Raw genomic sequence first — 16,012 nt, 5'->3', positions numbered from 1 at the left:
GGTTAGTTTTTCATTAGGTTCATTCCGTTGGTTCATTCGAAATCAATCGTTGGATATGCAGAATCAGATATAATTTTTCATCATCCGAACAGGTCCAGCCGTAATTATTTTTCAGGAAGTCAGCAATCTTCTCCACACAAGCCAGTTCTTTCGGAAACTTCTCCTTCACCATCAGGAACAGAGATTCATTCTCGTCTTTGAGCGATTTACCGCTCATCTGCCTCAGAATGAAATACCGGATATGTGTGGCAAAGCGCATGAAGTGGATGGAATCCTCCTGAAAGTCAATTTTGAGCGCATATTTGATCACGGACAGAATCTCGCCCGTAACTGTGGTCACCTTGGTGGTATCCGTCATCTCTCCCGATCCAACCTGTGCATTAACAAAATGCAGAGCAATCAGTGTTGTTTCGGCTGTTGGCAGAGCGATATCCGTTTTTTCCTGAATCAGCTTCAGCGCAGCCTCCCCCACCCGGGTCTCGTCCGGATAGAGTGTCCGCACTTCCCATTCCAGCGGGTTTTTGATACGGATACCTTCTCTGGTTCGGGTTAATGCAAAACTGATATGGTCGGACAGGGTGAGAAGCAGATTCGGGTTAAATGTTTTATTCAGGATCTGACTGCCCAGCTTGATGACTTCCTCCGCGAGATAAATATCCTCAATCGGAATACTGTTCAGCAGGTCATACATACGGATGTTCTTTGGTGCTACAAATATTTTCTCCACCAAGTCCGTCTCCGTCAGCTCATAGGGCGTTTTCAGAAATCCTACACCCTTGCCTACGACAAAAACCTCTTCGTTATGTTCATTAATAGCGATGGCTACGTTATTGTTTACCTTCTTGATAACCTTCAATGTTCTCACCCCCCAACAAAAATAAAAAAAAGACCGAAAGCGATTACAGTAAAGCAATCGAATTCGGTCATGCCTGGTTTCCCCAGTAACAGTCCGTGTTATGAATATAAGTTTATTATAGTGCTGTTTTAAAAAAAGTCAATCATCCAATCCTAGGGAATACATCCCTCTCCAAGGCAGATGAAAAAAGCAAAGCGCTGTGGTACAATGAAGGAATTGTGTATTCACAGACAGACATGTGGGTAAAGATGCTGAATCGATTGTGGAACAGTGCTCTTTATCCATGACTATGCTGCCATTCTAGGGAGGCTTATGGAACAACCATGCTCATTATTGGTATCGCCGGAGGAACCGGCTCCGGTAAAACGACGGTAGCTCGCTCCGTCATAGACCGTCTGGGATCAGCTAAAGTTACGTTTATCTCCCAAGACAATTATTACAAAGACCAGTCGCAGCTCACACCTGAGCAACGCCGACTCACCAATTACGATCACCCGTTTGCATTCGATAATGATCTGTTGATTGAGCATCTCACCCTGTTGAAAAAAGGCCAAGCGGCGTATGCCCCCGTATATGACTTCACCATAGATAACCGTGCTGCCAATGAGACGGTTGAACTGGCACCGAACCATATTGTCATTGTAGAAGGACTGCATGTGCTGATTGATGAACATCTTCGCAGTCTGATGGACATCAAAGTATTCGTTGATACCGATTCCGATGTGCGAATTTTGCGGAGAGTACTGCGGGACATTGAAGAACGCGGACGCACGATCCAATCCGTGTACAAACAATATCTCGAAACGGTAAAACCAATGCACGATGCTTTTATCGAGCCATCCAAAAAGTATGCCGATATCATTATTCCAGAAGGCGGACATAATGAAGTAGGTATTCAGATGTTATCCATCCTCACCGAGAAATACCTCACCGGGGAAAATTGGAACGGCGCTTAATTTTCTGCAAGCAATACAACAGAAATCCAGGTTACGATACAGCGTAATCTGGATTTTTTGTTGATTTTTCATTTATAATAATCCCCAATAGTTGAAAGGAGATCTACCCCTATGGCTACTTTTGAAGAGTTCATGCAGCATGACATCCGGGTTGGTACCGTGGTGGAAGCCGAATCCTTCCCCAAGGCTCGCATTCCCGCTATTAAAATGACGATCGACTTCGGACCACTTGGTCTTAAACGCTCTAGTGCTCAGATTACTCAGCGATACACGCCTGACATGATCATTGGCCAACAGGTCGTTGCTGTAGTTAATTTTCCACCTCGCCGGATTGCCGGTTTTGTCTCTGAAGTACTTGTGCTGGGCGGCGTGCCTGGTGAAGGCGATGTTGTCTTGCTCACACCGGATAGTCCATTACCTAATGGAACACCGATAGCCTGACTTTATTTTGAGTAAGAAGAATAGGGCTTTTCAAATGTTTGGAAATCGAGTATTCTTGATTTATTGATTGTTGATGGAATTACATATGTTGGAGACCTTAAAGCATAAGGCTATGAATCTGCGGATTCGTGGCCTTTTTTTGTGTTTTTTGTGGAAAAGTAGGTCTGGAGAAATAGTAAGGATTGAGTGGAGAGGAGGAGTTTTGTTGATAAATCATACCAATAGCCTAGTTATACATGGTAGAATATTGATTATTATTACAAATTTAGTATCTAGTAGCCTGAAAAGTACATATCAAGGAGAAAAATTCACAATTGAGAGGATTAAAATTCATGAGAAAAATGATGATTTCCGGCGTAACGGCACTAGCTTTATTAACAGGGGGTATCGTAGGTTTTGGAGGCGTTGGGAGTTCTGTAGAAGCCGCACAAACTACAACTACATTCAAGGACGTTCCAGCTACACACTGGGCATCTTCAGCGATTAATTCAGCCGTGGAACAAGGGTATTTCAAAGGGTATGCTGACGGAACATTTAAACCAAGCTCACCTGTCACCAAAGCTGAAATGGCAAGTATCCTGGGGCGTCTATCCGACCAGCCTAATGCATCAACACAAGAACAAAACAATTTCACGGACATACCCGAGTGGGCAAAGAGTGGTGTCTCAATTGCTATCGCAAAAGGTTTTATCAACCCTTCTAATTACAAGGGAAAATTGGATGCACAAGGCGCTCTTCAACGAGGCGAAATGGCTACTTGGCTGACGCAAGGGCTAACCGTGGTTGATCCTGATTACAAACAAGCACTCTCTGATGTGACGAACACCGTTGTGCCCGCAAAGGAATATTTCACAGGTAAACTCGCAAGCGCTCAAAAAAATGCAGTAGCCGTTTCCCTGGGAACAGGGCTGATGAGTGTAGCAAACGATAAAACATTTGGCGTTGATCGTACCACCACTCGGGCGGAAGTTGCTGTGTTGATTGCCCGTTATGCAACAGTTGCCAAGGCAAAACCTGCCGATTTTCAGGGTCTGAATGAGCTGCGGGCGGTGGGCTTGACGGGGACGAATTTGAATATTATTGCGCCTAAGTATCAGAAAACACCAAAAAATAAATTCTTTGATTCGTATGATTACAGTAGAGTCACTGATCAATTCTCTCAAGTCAGAAATAAAGAATTAGTTACAGTTACTAGTTATGCAGATGTTAAATTAAAAAATTGGATTATCATAAATCCGTATGTTACAGGATTAAAACGTAGTATCTATTATCCAGTTTTTGTTGATGAGAAAGACACCTTACTGCGTGGATCGTATTATTCTTTTGCTGAATTTGATTTAAATATTAAAAATTCCATGACTCAACTTCAGGCTGGTAGCCTTTTACAATCTCCAAGTATCAATGCTTTAAAATCACCAAATTCTGAATCTTTCTCTAAATACTCAGTACCGCATATTAATGATTTCCTTGGTAGTAAAGGGTTATTTCAGGTTAAGAATCCTACTTACTGGTCGATGGGATTGTTACACTTCGATAAAGAATTAACAACTCAAGTGAAACTTATTACCAAAGAGGGAACCGACTTCAATGTCACATCAAATTAATTTCAAAAGGGTGATTCGCATTGCGTTTCGATTCCGTACTTAAAAAATCATTCATTTCTTTACTCATAATAAGTATATTATCACCTATTCCTTCTATTCTTGCTGGAGGTGGCCCGGGGGTAAAACCCCCTTTGGAGGCTCCACGTTGGGAGCCTTCCACCCCAGCAAAATCTCAAAAGAAAGTTAGTCCTGTCGAAGGTAAAGGTACAAGTAATATCGGCATTTACATATATCAACTAGATAATATGAAGTGGCAAGTAGACGGAGAATGTAATGGACAAGAATTATCAAATAATTCTACGACAAATAAACCCAATTCATCCTTGGTGTGTATCAATCTTCCTTTAGACAAACCAGTCTACAAGCCAACTGTATATACAGATAAGCTTGGTGAACCACATCATAGCTCTGAATTCAATTCTGCTTCACTAAAACCAATGTATATGGACAATAAAGATTACTATACTTCGGGTGAACCTATTTTGGTCAGCGTAGATAGTTTCACAGGTGATGCAGTGAAATTTACGATGCAAATCGGAGGTGCTATTGAACCAACAGCCCACAGACCCTATAATCCACCTAAATTCTCTGCCGACTACATATTCAATACGGATATATATTGGCGGGCCTTTGCCGAAATAACCAAAGAGATCAACCTAACCGCTGGCGGGCAACTTAGCTTGAACCAGTCCAAACAATTGAATGCAACGGTCAAAACGAAAACTGGAGATGGAAACTTTGGTGCAGAAACCAATGTAAACACCGGTAGCGGTGGTACAACTACATGGGAATCATCCAATCCTGGTGTCGCTACCGTTAGTAACTCCGGAGTAGTCCAAGCCGTCAGCAGAGGAACAACAACCATCACCGTACTGTGGAAGAAAGATGGATTTCAGTTAACTACCACTACAAACATTGGTGTTGAAGAGAACCCAGGTACTGGCGAGGGCGACGGTAACGGGGGCGGTGGTGGTGGTTGCACGCCAACGATTGGACCACCTTCTGCTGGAACCATCATGAGCATGAATGATCTCGATCCAAATGCCAACGGTGTTATTAAGTCAGATAACAGAGATAATGAGACATTCAATGTGTTAAGAGGAATCCCTACTTCCGAGTCACTCTACACAAATGCCTTTGCTGACAATTATCTGTTTAAACAAGCTTGGGCGAAAATGAGCGGTAAAGTTACATACAACTGTAATGTCACAATCTCGTACGACAGAGAGTGGACAGTACCTGGACCAGAGGAATGTGATGATGATGGTTGTACACCAGGGCCACCTGTACCCGCGAACGACACGGTACCCAAGCCATACAACTTCCAGATCACAAGAGACTACTCCTACTGGAAAATTAACAATCTGGAAGTATACAAGATCGCTAAAGCAACCATGAATAATTACGCTTTGCCCGGTGAGACCGTTACGATGAATCCAACAGGATACACACCACCAACACTAGAGTCTAAAAATGATGAATCCGTAGAAAGCCATGTACGACCAGGGCAAACCACTTCAATCTCATATACTCCACCCAAATTAACAGGTGGTTTGAACCAACCTCCCAGTGTGCCAGATGATACATCACGGTTAAAAGGGATGGCTGAGTCCAACACACCTCAAAGTAAAGTGAATAATGATCTAGTAAAATTCAATAGCACAACCATTATGAATGATGTGGAAGCAACCAAAGATGGACCAACGCCATCCAATATTCCTAATCCAACAACGATTGGGCGTGATGTGCTGTACAAACCGGGTAATATGATCAGCAATTCCCTGCTTAATAAAGCAAACACCACAAGCTCTGGTGAGATCTATTATGATTTGCTACCGGGTAACGTGAATGGCGGCACCAATAAAATATTACCGATTAACGGCATCAACACGGTCACGGTACACACCCCTGTCGTCAACTACGCCTGGGTATCGGATGATCAGCCGCATAATCAGAAAACCGTACCGGACCCAACCAGCGCTGCACTCATTCTGGAACGCCCGTTCATTGTGCGAATTCCCACATCGGGACAGCACTTGGACGCAGCGAGTTATCCCGGTTATGGAAATCGGGACTATGCCAAATATTTTCGAATCAAACAGGTGCAATTCCCGTTTGATGTCTATAACGCAGATCGGAGCCAGTTTATCCCTGCTAAGACATGGGTGGATATTCCGGTCAATCAACTGGACACCACATTCTATCTCCCTGTATGGGTAGACGAAGGCAAATACCATATTGTATTCCGCAATATTGCAGAGAATGCACCTGCAAACTTTACTGAGCAACAGGATGCCAATACCAATCTGGCATATCATGTCGCAGCAGACACTGTACCGGTAGATGTCATCGGAAGGTTATATGATTTTCACGTCACTGATATCTCTGATTACAACTGGGAAAGTGTATTTCGCAAGCGGTTGGGTAGTCCCGAACCAACGGGCTATAGCTACTGGACCGGGATGAATAGCATTGATGGTGATCCGCGAGGTAACCTGGCTCCATTTGTATTGCCTATTCGACCAGGAAGCCATCCGGTACAGGGATTCGCTAACGCAACTGTGAAGACAGGGTACCATTTCAAGTTCGATCTGAAGACCAAGGGCAATATGTTTGGCAAACAGGATGGTATTCGAATTACACCCACTTTTGCTTTTGTGAGTAAAGACGGGTCCTCCCATCAAGAAGTGGATCTGTACTACCATCGCGGTCAGGAACGCCTGATCCGTATCGGATCGGTGCAGGATCTGGAGAAACGCTTTGTTGTCCTGAACTCACGTCTTCGAAATGTACCCGGCACAGAGTTAGGTGATACAGCACGTTATCAGTATACTTATGAACTGACAGCGGAAGAACGCAGCCAGCGTACGTTGGCAGAACATATGGTTCGCCTGGTCGATCAGACTTCTCATCAAAAAACATGGGTAGGTCGTTATGATTGGATGATCCTTTCCGCTCCGATTAGGACACTCATTGGACCTAAAACGGACATTCCTTCCGGGGTCAACGTGGACCGGGCCAATGCATCAATCCAGCGCTGGTACGGGGAGTACAGCTTGCCGGCCGATGTATATGCCGTACCAAAAGGTACAGATCTCGAACCCCTTGCCCAACAAAATCAACTGGATGAGAAATCGAATGTTTTTCTAAAGAATGGTTATATCGTAGTCAACTTCAACATGGAGAGCCTGCGGAATGGAAATACAGAGGCGCCCCATCTGCAATACATTCATGCACCACTGATGAATCAATGGCAGATGGAAGGTTTCAACAAAACGCCAACAGACAGTCAAGGTAGAAACTGGCCGCTGAAGGATGGCGACATTGTCTTTTACCATGCTGATCAGTCCAGCCGGAATGACTTCCAATCCCAAGTACCACACTAGTTTGAATCTCTCATGTCAGTACGACTGGCTAAGCAGATGTAGCCAACTACATGTGGACAGAAGAGTCTATATGCGGAGTACCTCTCCAAAATAGACTGACTGTCTTTATAGCGATAATCACCCAATGAAGCAATCAATAAATATATGATGAAATAGCCATGAAGTGCCAGACTGAGTACTATACAGCCTGCGCAAAACTATGGTGTACTGAATGACATAGGTGCACCGAACCACATACGATAAAGCATTCACAAGTGATTCCGGTGTCACATCCCAACTACACACAACATGCCTGTTATACAACAAAAGGGTTATCCTGAAAGTCATCTATGGACTTCTGGGGTAACCCTTCTTGCATCATTCTCTTTTTATAACCTTACTTAGACTATAAAGAAAACCCGCACATTAGTATTATCCTGACAGACTTTCTCCAGGAGACAGGTAGGTTAGCAGGAACGTGATGCCGAACAATACGACTACGAGTTGTAATAATCGTTTAACGATATATCTGCTCAAGTGCTCTAACGTCCTTCCCCAAAACTTTATTTATGTGCCATGATGTTCTTCATCCACAGCTCCGCTGAAAACTTATAAATTCTATCAAAAAAAGCGTCCATCTCCGTGTTACTGGATGAGGACGCCTTAAACAAACAGATTTTCAGAAAAAATCATGCTTTCTAAACACCTTCCTATCTCCCGTAGGGTACTACTGTGTTTCCTAAACCTGGCAGGTCTCCTGGCTCCAGAATCATCGTCACTTGCAGCTCCTTCCCGGCTTAAACCAGTGGATTATCGCTACTTGACTCCTCTGTTACAGTGGCGGGACCGCGCCGGTATAACACCGGACTTCCCTATTAAGCTTCCACCCTGACGGGCAAAGCACCAACTTCCACATATTCAATTACACTTCTGTATCAGTAACGCGGGACAACATTTAATGATCAAAACTTTTCTTTTAAATTTGAATCACTAGGTGCGTCTAATCTCGATTTCTCGAACCCTTTGGAGACACACCCTTCACTCGCTTAAACATCTTGGAAAACAGTAATGGGTCTGTATAGCCGACAGAATGGGCCACTTCACTGACCGACAGCCCTGGATTCTGAAGAAGTCCGGCTGCCCGATTCATACGGTACTCCAGAAAAAAGGACTGTAGCGACATGCCATATCGCTCTTTGAACAATCCCGACAGATACGTGCGATCCAGTCCTACAGCTTGGGCAATATCCAGAATGGAGGTTCGCTGGCTGTACCTGTTCTCCATAAACTGCACCGCCTGCCGGATATACGTCTCTTTGTTCGAAAGGAGCTGCCCTATTTCTTCCTCTAAAGGAGAAGAAGAGATTAATTCTGCCATCAAGCGGTACAAGAGACTCTGATTCATCACATCGCCTCCCGGACGCGTAGAAGCCTGGACCATCTCCGTATACAACTTTTCCATCGTATTTGTATCATGGGCATTATATATCGGGTGCTCCGGGCTCAATTGGGCACGTTGCATGAATGCTTTGGCTTGTATGCCTTTAAAACCAAACCACGAATACGTCCAGGGCTCCTTCGGATCCGCCTCATAATGAATAAGTGTGTCCGGGAGAATGACAAAACCCTGTCCCTCGCTAAGCTTGTATTCCTGATCTCCCATGTACACGGTGCCCCGTCCTTCATGGATGTAATGAACAATGTAAGAATCACGTACACCGGGTCCCCAATAATGCGCAGGATCACATGCCTCCCACCCGAAAAACAACAACATCAGCTCCATCTGTGTCCAGCCTGCGGGAACCACATTCATCTCAATGCGACTCATTTTTCGCCCTCCATCCTGACTTCGTTCCGCTTACCTCTTCATTTCGTCTATTTATATTATAACAGCTAAAGTGCTTCCATATTAGTTTAAAGCGGGAACAAAAATGGGATTATGACATGTTTGAAAGGGGTTGAGCCATAGTTATATGTGCCGAATCGGCCTATAGTTGGGGTACAACATTTTTCAGGGAGGCTGAATTTAAGATGAATAAAATTACGTTTCTCGGTGCAGGCAGCACCGTCTTTGTCAAAAATGTATTGGGTGATGTCATGATGACCGAAGCACTGCAGGATTTTGAGCTGGCATTGTTTGATATCGATGCTGAACGTTTGAGCGATTCAGAGCGTTTGCTGACCAGTCTGGCCCGTTCACTCGGAAGTCGTTGCGTCGTGAACGTATATCATGACCGCAAAGAAGCGCTGCGCGGGGCCAAGTATGTCATCAACGCCATCCAGGTCGGTGGATATGATCCATGTACCATTACGGACTTCGAGATTCCGAAGAAATACGGATTGCGTCAAACAATTGCAGATACACTCGGTATTGGCGGAATTTTCCGTAATCTGCGTACGATTCCGGTTATGCTGGATTTCGCCCGAGATATGCAGGAAGTATGTCCGGATGCGTGGTTCCTGAACTACACTAACCCGATGGCTGTGCTTACCAACGTCATGAACGTACATGGTGGGATCAAAACCGTAGGATTGTGTCATAGTGTACAGGTATGTGTACCACATCTGTTTGATGCACTGGGGATCGATCAGACAGGTGTTGTGGCGAAGATTGCAGGGATCAACCACATGGCGTGGCTACTCGAAGTTACCAAAGACGGGCAGGATCTGTACCCCGAGATTAAACGTTTGGCGAAGGAAAAACAGAAAGAACAGCATGACGACATGGTTCGTTTTGAGTTGATGCAGCGTTTTGGCTATTATGTAACGGAATCCTCCGAACACAATGCCGAGTACCACCCTTACTTCATCAAGCGGAATTATCCGGAGCTGATTGAACGCTTCAATATTCCACTGGATGAATATCCCCGCCGCTGTGTGAACCAGATTGAAGGCTGGAAAGAAATGCGTACCAAGCTGTTTGCCAGCGAAAATATTGAACATACCCGCAGCCGTGAATACGCATCGCATATTATCGAAGCGATGGAGACGAATAACCCTTACAAGATTGGCGGAAACGTTATGAACAACGGACTGATTACAAACCTGCCGCGTGAGGCATGTGTCGAGGTACCTTGTCTGGTCGATGGATCAGGAATCAGCCCTACGTACATTGGTGATCTGCCTCCACAACTCGCGGCATTGAACCGGACAAACATCAACACGCAACTGCTGACAATCGAAGCGGCAATTACTGGAAAAAAAGAGCATATCTATCATGCCGCCATGCTTGATCCACACACAGCTGCAGAACTGTCTATCGATGACATCGTAGCCATGTGTGATGAGTTGATTGAGGCTCACGGCGACTGGTTGCCAAAATACACATCATAATACAAAAGCACCGTTTCCTTTGCTGTTAAAGGGGATGGTGTTTTGTTCGTTCCATGGCGCTCACGAACTGAAATCGTGCATCACATCATGGTTAAGAAATGTCTCGCTCCCTTGGACCTTATTCGGCAGGGAGCAAAAAGCGATAACCAATGCCAGGCTCCGTTTGAATATATCGGGGATTCGTCGGATCTTCCTTTAATTTTTTACGCAAATGTCCCACATATACCCGGAGGTAATGACTGTCAGACTCATGATGATGCCCTCCCCATACTTGCTGCAAAAGCTGACGCTGAGTGATGATTTTCCCTGCATTGGAGGCAAGCACCTTCAGCATCTCATATTCCGTTGGAGTTAATTTCACCAAAGCCCCCTCCAGTTCAACCTGCCTTTGGGCCAGATCAACCGTCAGTGATCCGAAACGCAATATGGGTTCATCTGTCGTTTTGGCTACATGACGTAGCGCCACCCGAATACGGGCGACCAACTCACCCATTCCGAATGGTTTGGTTATATAATCATCTGCACCACCATCCAACGCGGCAATTTTGTCTCCCTCCTGATCCTTCGCTGTCAGCACAATAATCGGTACCTGTGACCATTCGCGAATCCGGCGAAGTACCTCCATGCCAGACATGCCCGGCAAACCAAGATCAAGGATGATCAGATCCGGATGTACAATACTGGCCTGAATAACGCCCTCTTCGCCATCCCCACACTCGTGGAGTTCGAATTGGTGTGCCTGAAGGGTGACCTTGAGCAATTTGCGAATCTGCGGCTCATCATCGATCACCAGTATGCGAGCCCCTAGTGGTGCGTTCATGTTATTCTTCAACCTCTCCTTGTTCTGAATAGGGAAACCGTGATCCCTGAGCCTCCATGGGGATATCTATGCGCATTCTCGTTCCCCCGCCCGGATTCGGCTCTGCCACAATGGTACCTCCGTGCACTTCCACAATGCCTTTGCAGATCGCCAGACCAAGCCCCGTCCCTGTGACATGCTGAGTCGACTCTGAGCGATAGAACTTATCAAATATACGTATTCTTTCTGCTTCTGGTATACCGATGCCTTGATCAGCAACCATGATCGTCAATTGATTCGGACTTCTGTCACTCGCCACAATGATGACAATCTGGGTCTCGTCGGGCGAATATTTGATGGCGTTGCTGACGATATTGACCAGCACCTGCTCCAGCAATACTTCATCTCCATAAATGAACACCGGATCATCAGGAAGTTCAACTTGAATGTTACGATGCGGACTGAATTCCCGAACTTGTGTCAGTACAACGCTGATTATATCTTCCACGTCACACCATTTCCGGTTCAGTTGCAACATGCCACTCTCCAGCCGAACCATACCTAAAAGATTTGTGACGAGACGATTCATACGCAAGGCTCCATCCCGAATGTTGCCTGTTAATTCTCTCCGATCCTCGGGTGTAAAAAGCGTATCATTCTCCAACAATCCTGTAGCCGAGCCGATAATGGCGGTTAGGGGCGTACGCAATTCATGAGAGACAGAATCCAGCAGCGCTGTGCGTATGCGCTCTGATTCAGCAGTAATCTGCGCTAATCTGGCCTCTTCCGCCAGCTTCACTCGGGCAATAGCACCTGCGGCCAGTCCTCCGCATGCCTCCAACAGACGAAGCTCTTCTTGCTGCTCATGAATCTCGCCAGCGTCCATGCTTACGGCGAGCACGCCATGAATCTGCTCCTCTGTGCGTAACGGCACGTAAAGTCCGGGAGATTCGCGCAGAGTAGATGATCCTTTACCGGCGATCTGTCCGTGATGATATACCCATTTGGCAATGGCAATCTCCGACTCTCCATCTCCCCAGCCATCCTTTTCCCCTTCTGATGCGGGTGCAGAAGAGCTTGTAACCAGCAGATCCCCCTGCCCATTCGGAAGATACACAGCTGCTGGCTTACCCAGGGTAAGCGATACTTGGGTTGCAATGTTAACCAGCAACGTATTCAGATCCGTAATAGCTGTCATCTGACGACTCAATGCGTACAGGGAGTTCGTCGTGGCCTCGCGTGCTTTTACCCTCTCCAACTGTTGTCGCAAACGACCTGCAAGACTTGCTGTCAGGATCGCTACTGCAAGATACACAACAAAGGAGATGAGATATCTCAAATCCTCAACCGTAAAGCTCAGATATGGCGGCACAAAGAAGAAGTCAAACATAATGACGCTAAAACTCGCGGCATATACAGCTGGCCCCATTCCCCAATACACGGCACTCACCAGGACGGGAAACAGATATATAAGCGCTACATTAACCAAATCACCACTCATGCCGATGGCATGAAGCAGTAAAGTTAGCAGCGTCACCCCGAGGGTCACCCATACATATGCCGGAACCCGTTTCCCGTGGGCTGCCTGCGTTTCTTTTTTTATTTGTTCAGACAATATCCATTCACATCCCGCTCAGTTCATAATCATAATCTGCAACGATTAATACATCCAGATGCCGCGACAAGCGTACAAGTCGGTTGACCACCGACCCTGAGCCGCGGTAGCCATTCAGCCACCACACCCGTCTTGCCTGCCCGACCACCAGCTGGGTTGCTCTTGCCCCCGATGCCTTTCTTGCCAAAATCTCAGGTACATCGCACAGCCTTGGACTGTGATGAATATGAAATTGGCCACCAAGCCGAATCGTCAGCTGCTCCAACGCTTCCAGATGGCACTTCACTTCGTCACTCATGGACTCACCGATGTGGATATGATGTACATGCCAGATGGCTTTTAGACGATAAGCCATGCGGAATCCGCGCCGGATCAGCCGCTCGGCATGACGATCACTGCTTACACATACAAAGACCGCTTCCTGTCTGCGCCAAGGTCCTCGAAGTGCAATTTTGGCCTGCTGTGTTTCAAGCCGTTCATCGACATCGTCCGCCAGTTCGCGCAGGGCAAGTTCTCGCAAGGCAATCAGATTACCGATTTTGAAGAAATTCGCAAGGGCTTGCTCGACCTTGGCAGTTGCATAGATTTTACCCTCCCTCATGCGCTGCCGCAAGGCCTGGGGCGCGACATCAATCAACTGCACCTCATCCGCCATCTGAATGATCCGATCGGGTACGGTCTCGCGGACACGAACACCGGTAATATGTTCAACGGCATCATTCAGACTTTCGAGATGCTGTACGTTCATTGTGGTAATCACCGAGATGCCTGCATTCAGCAGGAGCAGGACATCTTCATAACGCTTTTGCCGGACACTTCCGGGCACATTCGTATGCGCCAGTTCATCCACAAGCACCACTTCCGGACAAAGTTGCAGAATACCCTCCGTGTCCATCTCTTCCAGACGAGTCTCCTGATAAACGCGCTTCGCGCGAGGGATCACAGACAGGTGACCCATCTGCTCCACGGTTTCCGCCCTGCCATGTGTCTCCAGCAAACCGATTTGCACATCGATGCCCTTACGGAGCAAATCATTGCCTTCCCGAAGCATCATGTAGGTTTTGCCTACACCTGGTGCGGCTCCGATATATATTTTGAATGTACCGCGCTGAATCTGGCCAATCTGTTCCTTCATTTCCTGCTCGCTTAGTCTGCGGTATGTCAGCGACTCCACATCGTTAACTTTAGCCGGAACCACACGTTCACCCTCCCGGGCCGCTCGATCAGCAACCAGAAACAGATCGACACCACGTAATCTGCGCAGCAGCGAGTTAACAACGGACCCTTGCCACAGTTCCTGCCAGCGTGTACGCCGGGAGTGTCCCATCACAATCCGGGTAATCTGGTGCTCCATGGCGTAACGCGCCAGCGTAGACGGGATGTTGCGACGGTGTAATACGGACAGTTCCTCCATATGGCCGCCAAACTTCTCCACCAACTTGATCATATTGCGCCGAAATACGGTTGCCTCCTTGGTTAATGGCTGCTTCATATTCCGAAAAACCACGGCGCACAGATCACCATTCAGCCGTTTGGCAATCTGTTGTCCACGCCGGATATAGATGGAGCCATTCCAATGATATTGCGTGGACACCAGAATCCGTTCCATGATGCCTGTTGTGACGGTAATTCCCATCTCCTCCCGATGCTCACGCAGGGATTCATTCACCCCTTCTGCAACCAATCTCAGGGCCAGTTCGCGCAGAATACCCAGATTGCCTTGACGAAAAACTGCTTCTCCCTCATGCCCCTTCAGATGACCTTCTGCCAGACGGCTCAGTAAGGTTTCTGGTGTGACGTCTATCAGCTTCACTTCATCCGCAAGCTCCAATGTATCGGCAGGCACCGTATATTCTGCTGCGATCCCCGTAAGTTGTCGTGCCAGCTCTGTATAGCCTTCCAGCTCATACACATTCACCGTTGTCATGACACTGATGTTGTTTCGGAGCAAAAACTGAATATCCTCCAGCCGGGTAGCATACCGAGCACCTTCTCTGTTGCGATGTGCCAAACCATCCACCAGTACAACCTCCGGATTACGCGCCAATAGTGCATCCAAGTTCAGATCCTTCATCTCTACATCATCACTCTGGCGTACCCAGTGAATGCTTGGAATCCTTTCGAGTGCCCCAAGTTGCTCCACCGTTTCCGGTCTACGCATCGTGGAGACGGCGCATATGACCACATCAATGCCCTGTTGGCGTAACGTGTTCCCTTCCCGCAGCATGTGATACGTCTTGCCCGATCCGCTGACTGGGCCGATGTAGATTTTGAGCGTACCCTGCTGAAGCTTCGTAATCATCTTCAGCATCTCTTCCGGTGATTTGCGCTTGAAGCTGTCTTCCATCCGTCCTCTCCCCCTTTCTTGTTTACTATGAAGATAAAAATGGAGAAAGCCCCTCCCGATATATCGTGAGCAGGCTAATATGTTCGTTCGTTACTTCAGTTCTGCTGTCAGCGCCAGATTCAGAGCCGTTACATTCACACGAGGTTCCCCGAATATACCCATCTGACGACCTTCCGTCTGCTCTTTTACAAGTTGCATAAGCTGCTGTTCACTAAGCCCTGTAGCTTTGCTAATTCGCGGCATCTGTGCCTCAGCGGCTTCGGGAGAGAGATCCGGGTCAAGTCCAGAGCCTGAACCCGTCACGAGATCAGCAGGGATCTGCTTCAATCCCGGATTTTCCTGCCTAAGCTGAGCAATCTTTTCTTTCATCTCGCCGATATACTCCTCTGAGGCTACAGCGCGATTGGAACCGGCCGAAGCCGTTGGATCATAATTGGCATTTGATGCCCGGGGCTGGAACAGCCCCGGCGATTGGATTTCCTGCGCCAGCAGGGACGAGCCGATGATTTTCTCATTTTGCGTAATCAGACTGCCGTTCGCCTGCGCAGGAAAGAGAAGTTGAGCTACGCCAGTCGTTACGAGAGGATAGATTAGGCCACATATCAGCATAAGCACAACGGATAACCGTACGGCGGTCAAGAACATGTTCATACAGATCACTTCCTGATTTCATTAGGATAGAAGGACAATATTGAT

The 16,012-nt window shown here is 46.9% G+C and carries 11 protein-coding genes and 1 riboswitch; of the genes, 5 read left to right on the top strand and 6 right to left on the bottom strand.

The annotated features are described in order from the left end of the window. Positions 1-19: 19 nt before the first annotated feature. Complete coding sequence (locus tag C170_RS27270) at positions 20-865, bottom strand: PRD domain-containing protein (protein ID WP_235200849.1); 846 nt, start codon at positions 863-865, stop codon at positions 20-22. 314 nt (positions 866-1,179) lie between these two features. Here C170_RS27270 and udk point away from each other — a divergent pair, with 314 nt between their 5' ends. The 4 genes from udk to C170_RS27250 all read left to right on the top strand — a co-directional run bounded on the left by udk (position 1,180) and on the right by C170_RS27250 (position 7,243). After that, the gene (gene udk / locus C170_RS27265; RefSeq protein WP_036616377.1) at positions 1,180-1,812 is read left to right on the top strand and encodes a uridine kinase; all 633 of its coding nucleotides are present in this window, start codon (positions 1,180-1,182) and stop codon (positions 1,810-1,812) included. A gap of 111 nt (positions 1,813-1,923) precedes the next feature. Then, the gene (gene csaA, locus C170_RS27260) at positions 1,924-2,253 is read left to right on the top strand and encodes a chaperone CsaA (RefSeq protein WP_036616373.1); all 330 of its coding nucleotides are present in this window, start codon (positions 1,924-1,926) and stop codon (positions 2,251-2,253) included. A gap of 332 nt (positions 2,254-2,585) precedes the next feature. Then, a complete protein-coding gene (locus C170_RS27255; protein WP_036616370.1) occupies positions 2,586-3,857 on the top strand; it encodes an S-layer homology domain-containing protein in 1,272 nt (423 codons plus the stop codon). Between the two features lie 482 nt (positions 3,858-4,339). Then, positions 4,340-7,243: a DUF5704 domain-containing protein gene (locus C170_RS27250; RefSeq protein ID WP_235200848.1), complete on the top strand. Its 2,904-nt coding sequence runs from the start codon at positions 4,340-4,342 to the stop codon at positions 7,241-7,243. A gap of 709 nt (positions 7,244-7,952) precedes the next feature. Further along, positions 7,953-8,145: riboswitch (cobalamin riboswitch) on the bottom strand. A 77-nt stretch (positions 8,146-8,222) separates the two neighbouring features. Here the strand turns inward: C170_RS27250 and C170_RS27245 are convergent. After that, entirely contained in the window at positions 8,223-9,050 is an 828-nt protein-coding gene (locus tag C170_RS27245) for an AraC family transcriptional regulator (protein ID WP_051447426.1), read from the bottom strand. 203 nt (positions 9,051-9,253) lie between these two features. Between C170_RS27245 and C170_RS27240 the strand changes: the two genes are divergently transcribed. Further along, positions 9,254-10,555: an alpha-glucosidase/alpha-galactosidase gene (locus C170_RS27240; protein ID WP_036616368.1), complete on the top strand. Its 1,302-nt coding sequence runs from the start codon at positions 9,254-9,256 to the stop codon at positions 10,553-10,555. A 118-nt stretch (positions 10,556-10,673) separates the two neighbouring features. Here C170_RS27240 and C170_RS27235 read toward each other — a convergent pair whose 3' ends face one another. From C170_RS27235 to kdpC, 4 genes are all read right to left on the bottom strand, one after another. Next, complete coding sequence (locus C170_RS27235) at positions 10,674-11,375, bottom strand: response regulator (RefSeq protein ID WP_036616366.1); 702 nt, start codon at positions 11,373-11,375, stop codon at positions 10,674-10,676. Position 11,376: 1 nt separating this feature from the next. Further along, on the bottom strand, positions 11,377-12,969 hold the full coding sequence (locus tag C170_RS27230) for an ATP-binding protein (protein ID WP_235200847.1): 1,593 nt from the start codon (positions 12,967-12,969) through the stop codon (positions 11,377-11,379). A 7-nt stretch (positions 12,970-12,976) separates the two neighbouring features. Continuing rightward, positions 12,977-15,316, bottom strand: coding sequence for a histidine kinase (locus C170_RS27225; protein ID WP_036616360.1), 2,340 nt, complete (start codon positions 15,314-15,316; stop codon positions 12,977-12,979). A gap of 90 nt (positions 15,317-15,406) precedes the next feature. Further along, positions 15,407-15,967, bottom strand: coding sequence for a potassium-transporting ATPase subunit KdpC (gene kdpC / locus C170_RS27220; protein ID WP_036616357.1), 561 nt, complete (start codon positions 15,965-15,967; stop codon positions 15,407-15,409). Positions 15,968-16,012 lie beyond the last annotated feature (45 nt).

Origin of the sequence: Paenibacillus sp. FSL H7-689 (assembly GCF_000517905.1) — a bacterium.
Taxonomy (GTDB): domain Bacteria; phylum Bacillota; class Bacilli; order Paenibacillales; family Paenibacillaceae; genus Paenibacillus; species Paenibacillus amylolyticus.
This window is presented reverse-complemented; position numbering and strand designations above follow the sequence as displayed.

What these genes read in the sequence shown, in the direction of transcription:
- udk (WP_036616377.1), top strand. Translation starts at nt 1,180, where the DNA reads ATGCTCATTATTGGTATCGCCGGAGGAACCGGCTCCGGTAAAACGACG.
- csaA (WP_036616373.1), top strand. Translation starts at nt 1,924, where the DNA reads ATGGCTACTTTTGAAGAGTTCATGCAGCATGACATCCGGGTTGGTACC.
- C170_RS27255 (WP_036616370.1), top strand. Translation starts at nt 2,586, where the DNA reads ATGAGAAAAATGATGATTTCCGGCGTAACGGCACTAGCTTTATTAACA.
- C170_RS27245 (WP_051447426.1), bottom strand. Translation starts at nt 9,050, where the DNA reads ATGAGTCGCATTGAGATGAATGTGGTTCCCGCAGGCTGGACACAGATG.
- C170_RS27240 (WP_036616368.1), top strand. Translation starts at nt 9,254, where the DNA reads ATGAATAAAATTACGTTTCTCGGTGCAGGCAGCACCGTCTTTGTCAAA.
- C170_RS27235 (WP_036616366.1), bottom strand. Translation starts at nt 11,375, where the DNA reads ATGAACGCACCACTAGGGGCTCGCATACTGGTGATCGATGATGAGCCG.
- C170_RS27225 (WP_036616360.1), bottom strand. Translation starts at nt 15,316, where the DNA reads ATGGAAGACAGCTTCAAGCGCAAATCACCGGAAGAGATGCTGAAGATG.
- kdpC (WP_036616357.1), bottom strand. Translation starts at nt 15,967, where the DNA reads ATGAACATGTTCTTGACCGCCGTACGGTTATCCGTTGTGCTTATGCTG.